Raw genomic sequence first — 19550 nt, forward strand, 5'->3', positions numbered from 1 at the left:
AATGGAGATTATTTCAGTATTTGACATGTTAAAAATTGGCGTAGGCCCTTCTAGTTCTCACACTTTAGGACCTTGGCGTGCTGCCGAACGTTGGATTCAAGAACTTAAAGATTCTGGAAAATTTAATAAGGTCGAAAAGGTAACAATCGACTTGTACGGATCTTTATCTTTAACAGGAAAAGGACACGCCACAGACTTTGCTTTAATGTTAGGTTTAAGCGGTGCCGATCCGGAACGTATTCCTACAGATTCTATTCACGATATTATCAATTCAATAAAAAATACAAATTCACTGGCTTTAAATTCGGAAATGGATATTCCTTTCGATTTTAAAACAGATATTATTTTCAACAGAAAATTTCTTCCTTTTCACTCTAACGGATTAACGTTCTCCGCTTTAATAAATGGACGAAAGTATAAATCTACATTCTACTCTATTGGTGGTGGTTTTGTAGTAAAAGAAGAACGAAAAAATGCTAAAGCCAATAAAATCATTTTTCAATGTACACTGCCCTACCCGATAGATTCTGGTGTGAAACTATTAGAGTTTTGTAATCAGCTTAATTTACCAATTTCTGGTGTCGTTCTTGAAAATGAAAAATCGTTACGCAAACCTGATGTTATCGATTTTGAATTAAAACGGGTTTGGAATACTATGCTAGAATGCATGTATATTGGCTGCCATACAGAAGGTAACTTACCTGGTGGATTAAACGTACGCAGACGTGCGTTCGATATGCATAAGAAACTACATAATGACACCGTTTATAACTCGCCTCAAGAATGGTTAGAATCTATTCGCCAAACGGAAGTAAAATTTCGTCAAATTCTTAAATGGGTAAGTTGTTTTGCTTTGGCTGTAAACGAAGTTAATGCCGCTTTAGGTCGTGTAGTTACAGCACCCACAAACGGAAGTGCAGGTGTAATTCCTGCAGTACTTATGTATTATTTAGTGATTGAAAACCACGAAGCAGATTTTGAACACATTAAAAAATTCTTATTAGTTGCTGGAGAAATCGGAAGCATTTTCAAAAAAGGAGCTACCATTTCTGCCGCTATGGGTGGATGTCAGGCCGAAATTGGAGTATCGTCGGCAATGGCTGCTGGGGCTTTAACCGAACTTTTGGGAGGAACACCAGAACAGGTTTTAGTTGCTGCCGAAATTGCAATGGAACATCATTTAGGATTAACCTGCGACCCAATTGGAGGTTTAGTTCAAATCCCTTGTATAGAACGTAATTCTATGGGAGCTATTAAAGCTATTAACGCTGCAGAACTCGCCTTAGAAACCGATCCTAAAAATGTAAAAGTACCTTTAGACAAAGTGGTATCTACCATGTGGGAAACAGCAAAAGACATGAATTCTAAATATAAAGAAACATCGACTGGCGGATTGGCTGTTGGTGTACATTTATCCGATTGTTAAACTATGCATAAGTTTGATTATATTTATAGGACACAATATATTTACAGCGTAATTTGTTGTTATAAAACGACCTGTTTAAAGTCCTTATGAATTATAGTCCCCTAAAAATATGTTTTAGCATCTGCATCACACTATTAATTCTATTAGGGATCACTTATTTGAGCACAGCTCACACATTACCGAATGGAAAATCACAAGACGGTTTTTCGCTTTTAGGAACAACTATAAAATACCCAACTGCAGCATCATTTTGGATGATTAAAACCAATTCTAAAGACAAAATAAAATCTGTAGATAGCATTGTAAATAATATAGAAGTATTAATAGATTCTGATATCGAAGAAACTCCTGTTAGCACAAAAAAAGAGGCATTTGTTCCTAAAATCCCTAACCTTTCAAAAATTGATACGTCTAAAGTTGAACGTATTTCATATCCTAAAAATAAAGCTGAATTTATTGCGCATCTAAAGGAGCAACTTACATCTTCACAATGCCGTATTGTGCATTATGGAGATTCTCAAATTGAGGGCGACCGAATATCTTCTTACATTAGAAATAAAATTCAGGATTTATACGGAGGAAACGGTCCTGGTTTTACTCCTGTGTCTCAAGTGTACGAAAACATAAGTGCCGTTGTAACGACATCTAAAAACTGGACACGACACGCCGCTTTCGATCCTTCAGCAAAACGTTTTGAACATAAAAAGTATGGAGCTTATACTACGCTTTCAAGATTTACACCTTATTACAACATTATTGCCGATAGTATCCATACAGACACATTAAAACTTGTGAAAGCAACGATTACTATTCAGCCTTCAACAAAAACTTATAGCCGTATGCGAAACTACACAAATATTGGCTTTCATTATGGGAACTCACAACTTCCTGTTTCTGTCAAGGTATTCGCAGATGGTTCCCTTATTAAAGAGACAAACTTGATTGCGGATGGAAATTATCACGATCTCAGAATAAAATTAGCAGAAGCGCCTACCGAACTTACTTTTAAACTGGAAGGAAAAATGAGTCCCGATGTTTACGGATTAACTTTAGATGGAAATGAAGGAATTTCTCTTGACAATGTTGCTATGCGAGGTTCTGCAGGAACTGTTTTTGCAGGATTAAACAGTGAGAATTTTACACAAATGTATAACGGTTTAAATCCAAAAGTATTGATTTTTCAATATGGAGGAAACTCGGTACCTTATGTAAAAGATTCTTTAGAAGTTGAACAATATGTTGGCTATTTAAAGAATCATATAAATTGGGTAAGACGTAAAACCAACAACGCTAGTGTTATTTATATAGGCCCTGCAGATATGACAACAACAGAAAACGGACAGATGAAAACCTATCCGCTACTACCCTATTTAATTAATAGATTACGCCAAATGTGTTACGATAATAATATCGCATATTGGAGTACTTTTAATGCTATGGGTGGAGAAAACTCTATGCAACATTGGGTAGATCAAGATTTAGCTGCAAGCGATTACACTCACTTTTCACTTTCGGGAACACGAATAATTTCAGAATTATTTTTTCTCTCTTTATATATGGATTTAATAAACAAATAATGAAAATTAAAATTTTAGTGCTTTCTCTCTTATTATCAATGCCCATTTTTGCGCAGGATTATGTTTTGGATAGTATTACCCCAAAGTACGGATATTTAATAAATTTTGAAGCGAACACCCTTATGTATGCTTCAGAATCTCCTTATTTTAAAAACTTCTTTGCCAATCTTGATAGTATTTATGCTGGTAAAAATAAGAAGCTTCATATTTTTCATATTGGAGGTTCTCATATTCAAGCAGACATTTATTCGAATAAAATTAGAACCTATCTTCAAAACATGAACGATGTGTCCTTAGCTCAACGTGGTTTTGTATTTCCATACCATTTGGCACACACAAATAATCCTACTAATTACAGAATAGAAGCAGATAAAAGTCAGTGGCAAGGGTATCGCTGTTCCGTTTCTAAAGACAGTGTAACTTGGGGATTATCTGGTGTAAGCGCTGCTTTTAGAGGAACCGAGGATGAAATTTTCGTAAAATCGAATTATAAAAATTACACTAAAAAACCATATACTTTTAACAAACTGCGTGTGTTTTATAACACCTGGATGGAAGACTACGATTTAAATATTTCAGACGAAACATTAGTGATTTCGGACACTACAAATTATGATGGTATGTATAAAGAATACCGTTTTAATAGAACGGTGGATTCTGTCTCTCTAAATCTTAAAATTAGAGATACAACCTGCGTATCTCCCGAATTTTTATTAATGGGAATGGAATTTATGAATGACGATTCCGGTATTGAATACACTAGTATTGGAGTAAACGGTGCTAGTTTTGCGTATTATGAACGTTCTGTCTATTTTGAGAGACAATTACAACTTTACAAGCCAGATATGTTCATTATTTCGGTAGGGACAAATGATGCCTATGTGCCTGAAGAAAGCTTTGATGCTGATAAATTCAGGTCACATTACGAAGGTTTCATTCAAATGATTCAACGTGCAAATCCGGAATGTGCTATTCTTCTAACAGTCCCCAATGATGATTATTATCAGAAAAAAATTCCAAATCCAAATACAGCAGTTCAGCAAAAAATTATTTTAGAATTAACTCAGAAATACAAAATGGCTGCCTGGGATTTATATAGTATAATGGGTGGTTTAGGATCGTCTAACGCATGGTACAAAGCCAAATTAATGCCTCGCGACCGTATTCATTTTACAACTTTAGGTTATAGCATAAAAGCAGATTTATTTATAAAAGCAATGGTAGATGCTTGGGCCATATCTACAAATCAAGACAAAAGGGTTTTACTAACGCATTTTAAAAATTTGGATGAATAGGTTTTACGACATTTTTTCCTTTACGGAAGATTATCCGTTAATTTTTACCCAAGCTAGCTTTTGGATCTTCTTTCTTGTTGCCTATTTTATATTCGCTTTAGTTTATAAAAAAATACGGCTTCGTAATTCTTATTTGTTCCTAATTTCGTTGTTTTTCTATTATAAAACCAGTGGATTATTTATTGGAATTTTAATTTTCAGCACGCTAGTCGATTTTTTTATCGGCCGTTCAATTTATAAAAGCGACCACAAAAGCAAACGTCTGGCATTGGTTACATTGAGTATTTGTATTAACTTACTTGTACTGTGCTATTTTAAATACGCCTACTTTTTTACGGATGCTTTCAACACACTTTTCAATACAAAATACGAAGTTTTAAATGTCTTAGCACAATGGGGAAATAACTTTAGTAATCAGAATTATTTCACCATAGATAAAATTATTCTTCCTGTTGGAATTTCGTTTTACACCTTTCAGACTATTAGTTATAGTGTAGATATTTACAGAAAAAGACTGAAACCTCTAGCCTCTATTTTCGACTTCGGTTTTTACGTTAGCTTTTTTCCGCAATTAGTAGCTGGACCTATAGTTAGAGCTGAAAGTTTTGTGCCTCAGATTTCGAAACCTACCATACTTACAAAGCATAATTTTAATGCAGGAACCTATCTAATTCTAAAAGGTCTCATTAAAAAAATGTTGTTCGCCGATTTTATTGCGATGCATTTTCTAGACCGTGTTTTCGATACTCCCGAAATGTTTTCTGGCTTTGCCAACATTATGGCAATGATTGGGTATTCGCTTCAAATTTATGGTGACTTTTCAGGATATACAGACATAGCCATCGGACTAGCCTTACTTATGGGGTTCGAGCTACCCGTTAACTTTAATTCCCCTTATAAAGCAACCAATGCTGGCGACTTCTGGAAGCGTTGGCACATTTCTTTATCCACATGGTTGCGTGATTATTTATACATACCATTAGGTGGAAACAGAAAAGGAAGCATAGCGTCATACATTATTTTTGGTGTTATTTTATTCGGTATTATGGTGGCTTTTAGAAATATGTATATCGTAGGAATTGTGCTTTTAACATCACTCCTATTGTTTATTCTTTCTATTTATAATAGTAAAATTCGCTACCAAATAAACACCAATATCAACTTAATGCTTACCATGTTAATTGGAGGATTATGGCATGGAGCCTCATGGAAATTCGTGATTTGGGGTGGCTTAAACGGTTTAGGAATTGTGGTTTACAAATTCTGGAGAAAGATAAGTCCGTACGAATTCAATACTCAATGGTATGTTAGAGCTTGGAAAATTTTAATCACATTTATTTTTATCACATTTACACGTATCTATTTCCGCGGAGAAAGTATGGGGCATATTTCACGTTGGTATTCACAAGTTGCCAATAATATGGATTGGACACATGCTGTAGATGTATTAGTCCATTATCAGTCTGTTTTTTGGATAATGCTAATTGGATATGTTACGCATTGGATTCCGGAAAGACTGAAAGACAACATTGAAGCACTGTATTCTAAAAGTCCGGTATTTATAAAAATCACACTTGCTGTGTTTACAGGAATAATTTGCTACCAAGCATTTTCTAGTGATTTTCAACCTTTTATATATTTCCAATTCTAATTATACGATTCAATTATTCATTATTTTACCCTAATTTTTTTAAGAAGTTTTAAGGAATTAATAGAGATATTCTTCATTAGTTTTTAAAAACTCAGTATTTTTACATTCTAAAATTCAAAAACATATGTCTGTAGCACAAAATGATTACAAAAAAATCACTGTTAAAACATTAAGCGATATGAAAGCCAATGGGGAAAAAATATCGATGTTAACAGCATACGATTATACCATGGCTACAATTGTAGACGGTGCAGGCATAGACGTTATTCTTGTGGGTGATTCTGCTAGTAATGTAATGGCAGGTTATCAAACGACTTTACCTATTACTTTAGATCAAATGATTTATCATGCATCCTCTGTTGTTCGTGGTGTAGCTCGTGCCTTAATTGTGGTCGATTTACCTTTTGGTAGTTACCAAAGTGACCCAAAAGAAGCCTTGCGTTCTGCAATTAGAATTATGAAAGAAAGTGGAGCACATTCTATAAAAGTTGAAGGAGGAAAAGAAATTAAAGAATCTATTAAACGCATTTTAAATGCAGGTATTCCTGTAATGGGACATTTGGGTTTAACACCTCAATCTATATATAAATTCGGAACGTTTAGCGTTCGTGCCAAGGAAGAAGAAGAAGCTGAAAAATTAAAAGCAGATGCTTTATTGCTTGAAAAAGCAGGTTGCTTTGCTATTGTTTTGGAAAAAGTACCAGCAAAATTAGCTAAGGAAGTTGCCGAGAGTTTAACAATTCCTGTTATCGGAATTGGAGCTGGGAATGGTGTTGATGGCCAAGTATTGGTGCTTCATGATATGATTGGTATGACTAAAGAATTTCATCCTAGATTTTTACGTCGCTATTTAAATTTATATGAAGACATGACAACTGCTATTTCTCAATATGTAACAGATGTAAAAGCAGTTGACTTCCCTAATGATAAGGAGCAGTATTAGATTTAAGACAAATTGAATAGTTGTAAATTCTGGGAAGAATAAATAAAAATAACAAATTTAATATACGTTAATACGTGACAGAAAAAATCCTATCTAATAAATCCAACCTTCAAATTCTATTTGAAGACAATCATATTATTTTAATCAACAAACGTGCTGGAGATATTGTTCAAGGGGATAAAACTGGAGACAAACCTTTAAGCGACGTTGTAAAAGAATATATAAAAGACAAATACAACAAACCTGGAAATGTGTATTTAGGTGTTGTACATCGTTTAGATCGGCCTACAACGGGTTTGGTTATTTTTGCAAAAACAAGTAAAGCATTAACCAGATTAAATGCCATGTTTGTTAGTAAAGAAGTAAATAAAACGTATTGGGCACTTGTATATAATATGCCTCCTAAACAAAACGATACCTTAATTAACTGGTTGAAAAAAAACCCAAAAAACAACAAATCTACGGCCTATATTAAAGAGATAACAGATAGTAAAAAAGCCATTCTACATTATAGTGTACTTAAGAAATTAGATCGCTATGTATTGCTGGAAATTGAATTAGAAACAGGTCGCCATCATCAAATAAGATGTCAACTTGCTAATATTGGTTGTATTATTAAAGGTGATTTAAAATATGGTGCAGACCGTAGTAATAAAGATGCCAGCATCCATTTACACGCCAGACATATTGAGTTTATACATCCGGTAACAAAAGAAAGTATTAATGTTTCAGCATCTCTTCCTAAAGATCCGCTTTGGGATGCCTGTTTATAGTTTAGTTAGAACGGTAAGAGTATTTTATTTTAAGATTCACCCCTTCTTTCTTTTTAGAGGTCATTTTAAAATCTGCATGAATTAGTTCTGCCCTACTTTTCATATTTATTAAACCTGAACCTTTATTAATTTCATTTTTATCAAATCCCACACCATCATCTGATGCATTAATAATCACAAAATCAGGTGTATAATTAATGTGTACTTTTAGGTGAGAAGCTTCAGAATATTTTATTGTATTTGAGAAAAACTCCTGAAATATTCTAAATAATATGATACTATCTTTTCCTTTTTTAAAGTGATTAGAATCACCTTCAACAATTAATTCTGCATTAATTATTTCTAGTTTATTAAAACGCTCAATATCTGTATTAACAGATTCTTGAAAACCACGATATGCAATAACATCGCTATTCAATGATTTTGAAAGTGAACGCAATTCTTGGAGACTTTCCTTTACTAAATCTTTACTTTCTGAAAACGACGATTGTAATTCTGGCCCAACTTGTTTGGCTAACATACTAAGTTGCATATTCGCGACCGATAACAACTGCCCTACATTATCGTGCAAATCCTGACCAATATTCTTTAAAGTTTGCTCCTGAATTTCAATTTGTGTTTTAGATATCTCTTCTTCAAAAATTTGTTGCTGTATTATTTTATCTAACAACAATTTATTTTTTCGTTTTTGAAACACAACAAAGAATACAATGATTAATGTACAGACTATAAGCAGTACACCAATCATGTAAACCAATAAATATCTTTCGGCAGAAGTGCTTACTAATGTTTGTCCGGTTTGCACCATAATAAAGCAAAGGTAAAGGTTAAATACATAAACATGTTGGCAAAAAAGTAAATTTGCCACTTTAAAATAACAAAACTCCAGTCGGCAACTGTATAATATATATCATAAAATATTAGAGGAGTTGTAATTAACAGCCAAATGAAAATGGTTGCGCTAATGTAAAAATAAATGGATCTATAAAAATTAATAATTTTATCTGACTGCAACATCTCGTAAAAATAAATGCTAACCAGAAATAAAATAATAAATTCTCCAAAAATCAAGATAGACGTGAAATATTTGGTAAAGAAATCATCAAAATTAAATGCAATAGTACCTACAGAAAAAACTAAAAAAAGAAAAAGAAGCAACTTGATAAACTTTTTGACTTTAGAAGATTCAATTAATTTCAAATAGAAAAACGTATAAAACAAAGGACTTCCTACACACCAAAACAAAGTGGTCCACCAGAGGTTCCTTTCAAAAACAGTTCCTTTTAAAAAATTAAAAACACCATCTTCGACTTGAAATGTATATAAAGCTATCGTTTCGCAGACAAACACATATACCAAAAAGTAAATAAAGTATTTAGCAACTGTATGCTTATACTTTTTATAACAAAGTAAGGCCGTTACAGCTGCTATTGCTTCTACAGAAAAGGTTAAAAGCCAATAGTAGTCCTTAAAGAATTCCTGCATAATATTATAAACTATTGAGGATAATTTGCCTGTGGGGGTGTACCTCCTTGTCCCATGTTAAGTCCGCTTCCTCCTGGAATATCTCCACTACCCGGAGACATAACTTTTAAAGATTTTGTTTTTATATTATCGGGAGTACTCCCTGTAGGAATTAGAAACATAGTTGTATATCCTAATTGTCCTTTTTCTTCAGGATAGGCTCCTTCATAAAGACGTATCCCATCCAAAGTATATCCTAATTCGGTAGCTTCACTTTTAGCATAAGCCAAGAATTTTTCTAGCTCTTCTATAGAGAACCAAGTAGAGCGGTTATCGGGTCTCTCCAAAATGGAACTACTAATTAATTTATGCCTACAATTATAAGCTTGATCTAAGGTTTTAGCTTGTTCTGGTGTTATCAATCCGCGTGGAGCTTCCTTTTTATTTGTTTTTTCACTCATTTTAATTGGTTTTATGGTGTAGGCAAGTCATAACGGGGATATAAAATTTAAAAATACTAATTTTATTTGATTGTTCCCCTTCCAACTATAAGAATCAAAGATTTAGGACATAATTTTAAAAAATTTACAAATATATTATCCAAGCCAACCATCTCTATCCAAACTTCTATACTGAATCGCTTCGCTAATGTGTGCTCCTAATACGTCTTCAGAATCTTCTAAATCTGCTATTGTTCTTGCTACTTTTAAAATCCTGTCGTAGGCACGAGCAGATAGATTTAAACGTTCCATAGCTGTTTTTAATAGAAGCTTAGATGTGTCTTCTAATTTACAATAAGTACGAATGTGATTGGTATTCATTTGAGCATTATAATGTACGTTTTCAATAGCAGTAAAACGTTCTGTTTGATGAGATCTCGCCTTTGTTACACGTTCTCGAATAACAACAGAAGATTCACCTTTACGTTCTTCAGACAATTTTTCGAAAGGTACTGGGGTGACTTCAATATGAATATCTATACGATCTAATAATGGTCCTGAGACTTTTCCTAAATACCGTTGCATTTCCGATGCCGATGATGTGACAGGTGCACTAGGATCGTTAAAATAACCACTCGGACTAGGATTCATACTTGCTACCAACATAAAACTACTTGGATAAGTAACGGTAAATTTTGCTCTAGAAATGGTAACTTCTCGATCTTCTAACGGCTGGCGCATCACTTCTAAAACATCTCGTTTGAATTCTGGTAATTCATCTAAAAACAACACACCATTATGTGATAACGAAATTTCTCCTGGCTGTGGATAACTTCCGCCACCTACGAGGGCAACATTCGAGATCGTGTGATGAGGGCTTCTAAAAGGACGTTGAGACATTAATCCTAAATGTGCTTTTACACGACCACCAACCGAATGTATTTTAGTCGTTTCTAAAGCCTCATGCAACGTCATTGGAGGTAAAATAGAAGGTAAACGCTTTGCTAACATCGTTTTTCCAGAACCCGGTGGCCCGATTAAAATAATATTATGTCCGCCAGCAGCGGCGATTTCCATACAACGTTTTATACTTTCTTGACCTTTTACATCGGCAAAATCAAATTCAGGAAAATCTAAATTTTTATAAAACTCTTCTCTGGTGTTTATTATGGTTTCTTCTAGAGGTTTTCCGTCTTTAAAAAAATCGATAACTTCTTTAATAGACTCTACGCCATACACTTTTAAGTCGTTTACAATGGCGGCTTCTTTGGCATTCTGAGAAGGTAAAATAAAACCTTTAAAACCTTCTTTTCTAGCCTGAAGTGCTATTGGCAATGCTCCTCTTATGGGTTGTAAAGTTCCGTCTAAAGATAGTTCGCCCATTATAATATAATGGTCTAAACCTTCTGCTGGAATTTGTTTTGTAGCTGCCAAAATCCCTAAAGCCAACGTTAAATCGTATGCAGAGCCTTCCTTACGTAAATCGGCAGGCGACATATTTATTATTATTTTCTTCCCTGGAATTTTGTATCCGTTGTTTTGTAGAGCAGCAGCAATTCTAAAATTACTTTCTTTTATGGCATTATCCGGAAGCCCTACTAAATGATAACCTATGCCACTATCGACATTCACCTCGACGGTAATGGTTGTTGCATCTACTCCGAAGACGGCGCTTCCAAATACTTTTTTTAGCATAAAATAGTTCGTTTACTTAAAAGTACTAAAAACGAACTAACTATCTGAATTAAAACAAATTAAAATTATATCTATATTAAATTAAAACTCAGATTAGAAACTAAAAATCTTACTTACACGATATTTTTAAAATCTGTTTTGTTTCTGAAGTAACTTTAAATTGATTATCACTACGTCTGTTTATAATCCAAACAATTTGACTGTTAGAGCATAGCACCCAAACTTGTTCTTTTTCTAAAAGCGATAATTTTTCATCTTTAAAATATTTACTAAGTTTCTTTTTTCCTCGCATACCTAATGGAAAAAAGAAATCTCCTCGCTCCCATTTTCTAATGGTTAATGGAAACTTCAGCAAATCTTTATCTACAAAAATTGTTGAGTTTGTACTTGCTCTCAGTTCTGAAACGGTTTCAAAATAAAGTGTTCCAAAAGCAGTTTCTATGGGATTAAAATCTTCGGAAATCTCATGTTCTTTTTCTGAAATTTCATCTTCAGTTCCCTTAAGACTTAAAATTAAAAAATCACGATTCTTTAGCAATCTATGTGTTTCAGAGAAGACTTGTTTTCCGGATTGAGCTTCTAACAAATTATAAATATCGTTCCAAGCTGTAAATTTATATGCTTTCAAAAGCTCGTATAAATAGGGCTTAGGATTTGGATATTTTAATAATTTAGGAACACTAAGTTTTATTGTTTCTGCTTCAAAAGCTACAACATCTATATACACTTGCGTCATATAATCGTCTATTAATACTTTAGAATCATGTAAATGATCTTGCGTCATTTTAAAATTTTGAAGCCATTGCGGATTAATCTCTTTTAACACCGGAACAACATCGTGTCTTAATTTATTTCGTAAATATTTAGTTGAACTATTACTGCTATCCTCTCTCCATTTTATATGGTTAGTTTTTGCATAATCTTGAATTTCGTTTCTAGAAAATGGCAACAACGGTCTTACTATATAATCGTTAATTTCAGGAATTCCGGTTAAGCCTTCTATGCCTGTTCCGCGTGATAAATTAATTAAAAAAGTTTCTAAATTATCGTCGGCGTGATGCGCTGTTAACACATAATCGTAGTGAAGTAAATCTACCAACTCTTCAAACCAACGGTAGCGTAACTCTCGCGCTGCCATTTGAATGGATAATTTGGCATCTTCGGCATATTGAGCAGTATCGAAACTTTCAATAAAAATTTCTAAATCTAAGTCGTCTGCTAACTTTACAAGAAAGGCTTCATCTGCATCACTTTCCTCTCCTCTTAAATTAAAATTACAATGTGCTAACGCGATATTCAGACCTAAATCATGACATAAATGTGCTAAGACAACACTATCAATTCCGCCAGAAATAGTAAGTATCAATTTTTTGTTTTTCAGAAACGAAAGTCTGTCTTTTATATGCTTTTTAAATGTATTCACCATAACACAAAGATACACTTTAAAAAAAACGAATTTTTGATTTACAACCGAATTAAATCAATCTCTTAACATTTTCATATACTTAATTTTAGTAACTTTAAAACAACCACATTAAAGATTTAGGCATGAAAACACAAGAACAAATTAACACAGAAACGTCCCAAAAAGCCTTTAATAAAAAGATATTATCCATTACATCTAGTTTACAACCTTATGTAAAACACAGACTGTATATTGCCGAATCTGTCGGTATTTTACGTAAAAACTTATACCATTCTAATGGTCTAATAGACGATTGTATTATCCGACTTTACGAAAAAGGTTACGATATAGATATGTCGTCTCACGATTTAAAAATTAAGCTTTTTAGAATTGTAGATATTTATTTAGAAGAACTTCTTTTAAAAGAAAGGCAAAACTTAGATACGATTAGCACAAACACCTATTTAGAAGAAGAATTAAGTCGTTTAGAAGAACCTTATTCTATCGATGGCGATATGGACTTTGTAATGCTGGAAGATTTGGATGATATCTCGTACAAACAACATAGGCACGAAAAAGAGGTGTTTTTATATGACGAAAATAATCAGAAAATTATTAATGCTTTAGATTTAGGAGGTCATCAAGCATCTACAAACCGAAAAATTGTAAGCAAATTTTATGGTTGGTTGCCTATCAGAATTTCGAATGTCGTGGATTTATATGTGTTTGCAAATTTACCATTCGAAGATATTTCTAGAATTAAAAAGATTGAAGTAAAGCGCATTGAGAATATTTTATTGAATGTTAAAAAAAGTTTCAGGAAGCATTTAAACTAACCTTCTAAAACTTGGCGCATCGCTTTCGCTTTTACCAAACACTCCTCGTATTCACTTACGGGGTTGCTTTTAGATGTAATGGCACTACCTACAGAATATGAAACATATTTTTTACGCTGATTATACAAAATACTTCGGATGATAACATTAAAATCGAAATCACCTTCGGGCGTAAAATAACCAACAGTTCCAGAATATAGACCGCGTTTTGTTTCTTCTAAGGCTTCAATAATTTTCATTGCCGAAAGCTTTGGAGCCCCTGTCATACTTCCCATTGGAAAAGTTGTTTTTAGTACATCTACAGGTTTTGTGTTTTCAGAAATTTCAGACGTTACCGTAGAAATCATTTGGTGTACTTGCGGAAAAGTATACACTTTACACAACTCTTTTACAGTTACAGATCCCTTAATTGCAGTTTTAGATAAGTCGTTACGAACCAAATCTACAATCATAATATTTTCACTTCGCTCTTTTTCGTTATGTTCTAAATCACATTTTAATCTTTCATCTTCTAAAACATTTTCCGAACGTTTAGAAGTTCCTTTTATAGGTTGCGAAATAATAATATTTCCCTCCTTTTTAATATAACGCTCTGGTGAAGCAGACATTAAAAATTTATCGTATTGTTTTAAAAATGTAGCAAATGGTGGTTTAGATAACGTGTTTAGTTTTAAGTACGTTTCTAACGGATTGATTTTAGCATCTTCAGCATAAAACTCCTGACAAAAATTAGCTTCGTAAATATCGCCACGATGTATATGCGCTAACATCGTATTCACTTTTTTGAAATAATCGTCTTTATGAATCCGTAGTTTTATTTTTATAGCACTAGAATCGGAAACTGTTTTGTCGTTTTTAAATTCACAAATGGTTTCAAAATCAGATTCTACCTCATCATCAACCATGTTTAAATATTGAATCTCAACCTGATTTCCTTTAATTAAGAATAACTTTTTAGGTTGAAAAAAGAAAATATCAGAAAATTCTAACCCATCGAAATTATTAGATTTCAAATGTTCCATTCCATTTTTCACATCGTAAGTTAAGTATCCAAAAATCCAATCTTTCGTAGATTCTTGAAACTCTTTCAACTTATCGAAAGCTTCAAAATAATCGGTCTGAATACTTCTAAACCCATCTACAGCAAGAATGGCATCATAACTAGAATAGGACGCAGTGTATTGATTGGAATCCATCCAAACTACATCGTCGAATTGCTGACTCCAATGCAAAAGCTGTTGTTTAAACACAACAATATCGGGAATATTTCTAGAAGTTATATGGCGCAAATTGTAAAAAATTTCAGTGTAAAGTTAGTTAGTTTCTTTAAAATAGAATGAGATTTGTATTTTTGTTTAAATCTTTTTTTTCCATGTATACCTTACAAAACAAAATATTAAAAATCGCAGTAAAACAGGCAGGAGCCGAACTTTGCGAAATTAGCGCTATAAACAACACCAATCAGTTTATGTGGGATGCGAATCCTGATATTTGGGAAAACTTTGCGCCCAACCTATTTCCAATAATTGGTTCGTTAAAAGATGACACCATGATTTTTGAAGGTGAAGCTTATAATATGACTAAACACGGTTTTATAAGACACAATCCAGATATTAAACTGGAAGAACAAACGCCTACAAAACTTGTATTTTCATTACTTTACAGTGAAGCATCATTAAAAAAGTATCCGTTTAAGTTCAAGTTTACAATGCAATTTGAACTGATTGAAAACAAATTAAACGTTACGCATATTGTTGAAAATTTAGACGATAAAACATTATACTTTTCTGTTGGAGGACATCCTGCTTTTAAATGTCCTGTCTACGAAAATGAAGATTACACCGATTATTATTTAGAGTTTGATAAGAAAGAAACATCAGAGTCTTATGCTTTAAATATGGATTTAGGTTTGGTTACAGACAAAACGTTTCCTGTAATCTCTAACGAAAGTACCATTCCCTTACATTACGATTTATTTAATGAAGATGCCTTGATTTTTAAAGATTTAAAATCTAGAAAAGTCGCATTAAAAAGCAAAATAAATGGTACTATTCTAACAGTCGAATATCCAGGATTTCCATATCTAGGAATTTGGGCAAAACCACATGCTAATTATGTTTGTATAGAACCTTGGTTGGGAATTGCAGATCAGGAAAATCATAATCAGGACTTTAAAACGAAAGAAGGGATACAAAGTTTAGCCTCAAAACAAACGTTTAAAGCCACTTATACTATAGAAATAGACAAAAAGCATCTAGTTTAAAAGGAATAATAGCCCTAACTTTGCAGCCTAAATTACAATAAGTGACTTTTCAAGATTTAAATTTAAATACCCCTCTTTACAACGCTCTAGACGATCTAGGCTTTTCTACACCAACTCCCATACAAGCTGAAGCTTTTAGCGTAGTAAGTTCGGGAAGAGATGTAGTTGGTATTGCACAAACTGGTACAGGAAAAACCTTTGCCTACATGCTTCCTATTCTAAAGGACCTTAAATTTTCTCAGCAGGAAAACCCTAGAATTTTGGTTCTAGTTCCTACACGTGAATTAGTGGTTCAAGTAGTTGACGAAATTGAAAAACTTTCAAAATACATCAACACACGGGTTTTAGGTGTGTATGGTGGAACAAACATTAATACTCAAAAAAAGCAAATTGCTTCAGGAGTTGATATTTTGGTTGCAACACCAGGACGTCTTTACGATTTGGCTTTGAGTCGTGTGTTACAATTAAAATCGATTCAGAAATTGGTGATTGATGAAGTTGATGTGATGCTTGATTTAGGGTTTAGACATCAGTTAATTAATATTTTTGATATTCTTCCAGAACGCCGCCAGAACATTATGTTTTCGGCTACGATGACGCAAGATGTAGACTATTTAATCGACGATTTCTTTATTACTCCAGAACGTGTATCTATAGCTATTTCAGGAACACCTTTAGAAAATATTGCACAAGAACGTTACAGCGTACCTAACTTTTATACTAAAGTTAATTTGCTAAATGCTATTCTTCAAGATAAAGAGGCTTTTAATAAAGTGTTGATTTTTGTTGGATTTAAGAAAATGGCAGACAGACTTTTTGAAGCTTTAGACGAAACATTTAGCGAAGAAAGCTGTGTGATTCACTCTAACAAAACTCAAAATTATCGTTTACGAAGTATAGAGCAATTCAGAAATGGAGACAATCGTATTTTGGTGGCTACAGATGTTATGGCGCGTGGTTTAGATATTGATAATATTACACACGTTATTAATTTTGATACGCCAGATTACCCTGAAAACTATATTCATAGAATTGGAAGAACTGGTCGTGCAGAACGCGAAGGACATGCTATTTTATTTTCGACAGAAAAAGATCAAGACGCTTTAGAACGTATTGAAGCTTTAATGCAAATGACGATTGCTGTTACCGAAATACCTGAAGACATTGAGATTTCTACAGAATTACTGGAAGAGGAACGCGTAAAGATAAAAGAACGTAATAACCCTACAAAACGTAAAGATGAAGATGCTCCAGGACCTGCATTTCACGACAAAAGTGAAAAGAACAGTAAAGAAAACTTAGGAGGTTCTTACCGTCGTGAAATAGCTAAAAAATATAAAAAGCCTAAAACAAGAGGCGATAAAAATTACAACAAAAATAATAAATTCAAAAAATAATTTAGATTTCACAGCTATGAAACTGAAATATATTGCTCTACTATTCTTTGCGCTTTTAATCTTAACACCTACACAAGCAAATGTAAAACCTGCTCCAGAATGGGGAGCTACAGGACACCGTACGGTTGGTCAAATTGCTCAACCTTATTTAAAAGGAAGTACAAAACGTGCTGTTCGAAAATTATTAAAAGGGCATTCATTAGCTTTTGTATCTACTTTTGGTGATGAAATAAAATCTGACGACCGTTACAAGAAATTTTCTGCTTGGCATTATGTCAATATGGATGAGAATCAGACTTACGAAGCTTCTACAAAAAGTAAATATGGAGATGTGGTTTCAGGTTCAGAATATTGTGTTGCCGTTTTAAAAGACGAAAATGCAAGTGAAGATGATAAAACATTTTATCTAAAATTATTAGTTCATTTAATTGGAGATATCCATCAGCCACTTCATGCTGGAGTTGCCGGTGATAAAGGAGGTAACGATATTAAAGTTGAATGGATGGGAAAAGACACTAATTTACACCGCCTTTGGGATAGCGATATGATTAATTATTATGATATGAGCTATACCGAATTAGCTTTAAACACAGATGATTTGTCGAAAGACCAAATTGAAGCTATTGCATCTGGGACAATTACCGATTGGGTAAACGAATCTCATATTTTAGCTAATTCGATCTCTAAAGGCGTAAAAGCAAATGACAATTTAGGTTATAAATATATATACGATAATTTTACAACGGTACGTACACAGCTTCAAAAAGGAGGTATTCGTTTAGCTAAACTTCTAAACGATATTTATTAAAACAACATATCTTTTTAAATTAATTAAAGTCGGTGTAATTATTTACATCGACTTTTTTATTTCCAAAACCTTCAAAAATTTAATAATAACGAGTGTTCTAAGTAAGTCAAAATACGAATTTTAACGGTTAATTAATTACTATTTCTCAACATTATCAAAAAAAATGACTGTTTAACGTTTAATTCGTAAAATGAACAATTATAAGGTGTTACGCTATTATATTAATCCAAACCTTAATATCTTTGCATAAGGGTTTTACTTCTTTAGAAATCCTGATTTTTATTTAAATAAGAATGAAACGTTTACTTACATTTGAATTTGGGACTTTAAAACTGTACGAAAATTATATTTTGGCACAGATTAATGAGGGTGTAACAATTCCTGTAGAAGCAAGTAGAATACTTGTAAAAATTGCGGATGAACATTACAAAGGAGAACCTTTTGCTTACATTTCAGATCGGAAATTTTCCTACTCTGTAGACCCTGCTATATATATAGAAACCTCAAAAATCAAAAACTTGGTTGGTTTTGCCATAGTTTCAAACATACGATCTGCAATTAGCAATGCTAAAATAGAGAGCTTGTTCTCAGAGAAATATTACGAGACTTTCGAAATTATTTCTGAAGCAAAAACTTGGGCTAATTACACCGTAAAACAACACAAAAAAAAGAAGCTATCAAAAAAGGTAAATTTGATTCATACAAAACGTATTTAGACCAAATCTATCTTGTTTATTTATTCAAGTAAATGCTTAATATATTTCGCACAAAAGATTAAATTCGTAAGTATAATTGCATACTTACACTATATGGATTCTTCTAAAGAATTAATAAAAGCAACTAATCTTCTTTTGGAAATCGCATCATTTTTAATGGTTTCTGGAGCCAATACTATTCGAGTTAATTTAAACGTAAAACGATTCGCAGATAGCCTTGGCTATAATGCATCATTCTTTATCAGTCAGAAAAGTTTAATTATGACGTTGTATAAGGAAGATTCTTCAGAAAGTTGCACGCGTGTAATAAATATCCCTGGACTAGCCCTTAATTTTTCTGCCATTTCTGCAGTGAGCAAAACCAGTTGGAAAGCCTTAGAAAACAATTGGAGCCACGACCAAATATCCGACAAAATAGCAGAAATAAAACAGATAAAAAGATATCCTAAATTCGTAGTTATCGTTGCTGTGAGTTTGGCAGGAGCTGGTTTTTGTAATATTTTCAAAGGAGATTACTTAAATATGTTAGTCTCTTTTGTAAGCACATTTATAGGTTTACTTGTTTTACAATGGACACATAAAAAAGAATACAACGTATATATTCGGATTTTTATAGGTTCGCTAATAGCCTCATCAATTGCTGCTATCGGAGTTAAACTAAATATTGGCGCAAAACCTGCGACTGCATTGGCAACCTCTGTTTTATATCTAGTGCCTGGCGTGCCTTTAATAAATTCCTTTACAGATTTTCTAGACAACAATATTATAAACGGATTGGTTCGGTTTACTACAGGATCTATGATAGTTCTTGCAATCGCTCTAGGTTTATTTGTATCCATGTTAATTTTTAATTTACAATAA

Annotated in this window: 18 protein-coding genes; 12 read left to right on the top strand and 6 right to left on the bottom strand. The window is 33.1% G+C overall.

The genetic code is table 11. From position 1 onward, the window contains the following. Position 1 precedes the first annotated feature (1 nt). The 6 genes from R6X41_RS13645 (at position 2) to R6X41_RS13670 (ending at position 7665) form a co-directional block, all read left to right on the top strand. The gene (locus tag R6X41_RS13645; protein WP_318500897.1) at positions 2-1426 is read left to right on the top strand and encodes an L-serine ammonia-lyase; all 1425 of its coding nucleotides are present in this window, start codon (positions 2-4) and stop codon (positions 1424-1426) included. Positions 1427-1584: 158 nt separating this feature from the next. Continuing rightward, positions 1585-3003 carry an SGNH/GDSL hydrolase family protein gene (locus R6X41_RS13650; RefSeq protein ID WP_318500898.1) on the top strand — a complete coding sequence of 473 codons (1419 nt, stop codon included), beginning with the start codon at positions 1585-1587 and terminating at the stop codon, positions 3001-3003. Then, positions 3003-4298, top strand: a complete 1296-nt coding sequence (locus R6X41_RS13655) for a GDSL-type esterase/lipase family protein (protein WP_318500899.1) — start codon at positions 3003-3005, stop codon at positions 4296-4298. The genes R6X41_RS13650 and R6X41_RS13655 overlap by 1 nt, the downstream gene beginning before the upstream one ends. Beyond that, entirely contained in the window at positions 4291-5949 is a 1659-nt protein-coding gene (locus tag R6X41_RS13660) for an MBOAT family O-acyltransferase (protein WP_318500900.1), read from the top strand. The genes R6X41_RS13655 and R6X41_RS13660 overlap by 8 nt, the downstream gene beginning before the upstream one ends. Before the next feature lie 124 nt (positions 5950-6073). Then, complete coding sequence (gene panB, locus R6X41_RS13665) at positions 6074-6892, top strand: 3-methyl-2-oxobutanoate hydroxymethyltransferase (protein ID WP_318500901.1); 819 nt, start codon at positions 6074-6076, stop codon at positions 6890-6892. Positions 6893-6966: 74 nt separating this feature from the next. Then, entirely contained in the window at positions 6967-7665 is a 699-nt protein-coding gene (locus tag R6X41_RS13670; RefSeq protein ID WP_318500902.1) for an RluA family pseudouridine synthase, read from the top strand. Between the two features lies 1 nt (position 7666). Here the strand turns inward: R6X41_RS13670 and R6X41_RS13675 are convergent, their stop codons facing one another. From R6X41_RS13675 to tilS, 5 genes are all read right to left on the bottom strand, one after another. After that, positions 7667-8473 carry a sensor histidine kinase gene (locus R6X41_RS13675; protein ID WP_318500903.1) on the bottom strand — a complete coding sequence of 269 codons (807 nt, stop codon included), beginning with the start codon at positions 8471-8473 and terminating at the stop codon, positions 7667-7669. Beyond that, positions 8449-9150 carry a hypothetical protein gene (locus R6X41_RS13680; RefSeq protein ID WP_318500904.1) on the bottom strand — a complete coding sequence of 234 codons (702 nt, stop codon included), beginning with the start codon at positions 9148-9150 and terminating at the stop codon, positions 8449-8451. Before R6X41_RS13680 ends, R6X41_RS13675 begins: the two co-directional genes overlap by 25 nt. A gap of 11 nt (positions 9151-9161) precedes the next feature. Beyond that, positions 9162-9590 carry a hypothetical protein gene (locus tag R6X41_RS13685; protein WP_318500905.1) on the bottom strand — a complete coding sequence of 143 codons (429 nt, stop codon included), beginning with the start codon at positions 9588-9590 and terminating at the stop codon, positions 9162-9164. 135 nt (positions 9591-9725) lie between these two features. Then, positions 9726-11264 carry a YifB family Mg chelatase-like AAA ATPase gene (locus tag R6X41_RS13690; protein WP_318500906.1) on the bottom strand — a complete coding sequence of 513 codons (1539 nt, stop codon included), beginning with the start codon at positions 11262-11264 and terminating at the stop codon, positions 9726-9728. A gap of 109 nt (positions 11265-11373) precedes the next feature. Further along, positions 11374-12690, bottom strand: a complete 1317-nt coding sequence (gene tilS, locus R6X41_RS13695; RefSeq protein WP_489670888.1) for a tRNA lysidine(34) synthetase TilS — start codon at positions 12688-12690, stop codon at positions 11374-11376. A gap of 122 nt (positions 12691-12812) precedes the next feature. On the opposite strand from tilS, the gene R6X41_RS13700 reads away from it, so the two are divergent. Further along, the gene (locus R6X41_RS13700) at positions 12813-13505 is read left to right on the top strand and encodes a hypothetical protein (protein WP_318500908.1); all 693 of its coding nucleotides are present in this window, start codon (positions 12813-12815) and stop codon (positions 13503-13505) included. On the opposite strand, the gene R6X41_RS13705 is transcribed toward R6X41_RS13700, so the two are convergent. After that, a complete protein-coding gene (locus tag R6X41_RS13705; RefSeq protein WP_318500909.1) occupies positions 13502-14794 on the bottom strand; it encodes an anthranilate synthase component I family protein in 1293 nt (430 codons plus the stop codon). The two genes, R6X41_RS13700 and R6X41_RS13705, sit on opposite strands and share 4 nt — an antisense overlap. An 83-nt stretch (positions 14795-14877) precedes the next feature. Here R6X41_RS13705 and R6X41_RS13710 point away from each other — a divergent pair, with 83 nt between their 5' ends. From R6X41_RS13710 to R6X41_RS13730, 5 genes are all read left to right on the top strand, one after another. Beyond that, the gene (locus R6X41_RS13710) at positions 14878-15768 is read left to right on the top strand and encodes an aldose 1-epimerase family protein (protein WP_318500910.1); all 891 of its coding nucleotides are present in this window, start codon (positions 14878-14880) and stop codon (positions 15766-15768) included. A 41-nt stretch (positions 15769-15809) separates the two neighbouring features. Further along, complete coding sequence (locus R6X41_RS13715) at positions 15810-17165, top strand: DEAD/DEAH box helicase (RefSeq protein ID WP_318500911.1); 1356 nt, start codon at positions 15810-15812, stop codon at positions 17163-17165. A gap of 16 nt (positions 17166-17181) precedes the next feature. Then, complete coding sequence (locus R6X41_RS13720; protein WP_318500912.1) at positions 17182-17973, top strand: S1/P1 nuclease; 792 nt, start codon at positions 17182-17184, stop codon at positions 17971-17973. 293 nt (positions 17974-18266) lie between these two features. Then, the gene (locus R6X41_RS13725; protein WP_318500913.1) at positions 18267-18689 is read left to right on the top strand and encodes a hypothetical protein; all 423 of its coding nucleotides are present in this window, start codon (positions 18267-18269) and stop codon (positions 18687-18689) included. 93 nt (positions 18690-18782) lie between these two features. Then, positions 18783-19550, top strand: coding sequence for a threonine/serine exporter family protein (locus R6X41_RS13730; RefSeq protein WP_318500914.1), 768 nt, complete (start codon positions 18783-18785; stop codon positions 19548-19550).

The sequence above is a fragment of the Formosa sejongensis genome, from assembly GCF_033447105.1.
Lineage (GTDB): Bacteria > Bacteroidota > Bacteroidia > Flavobacteriales > Flavobacteriaceae > Formosa.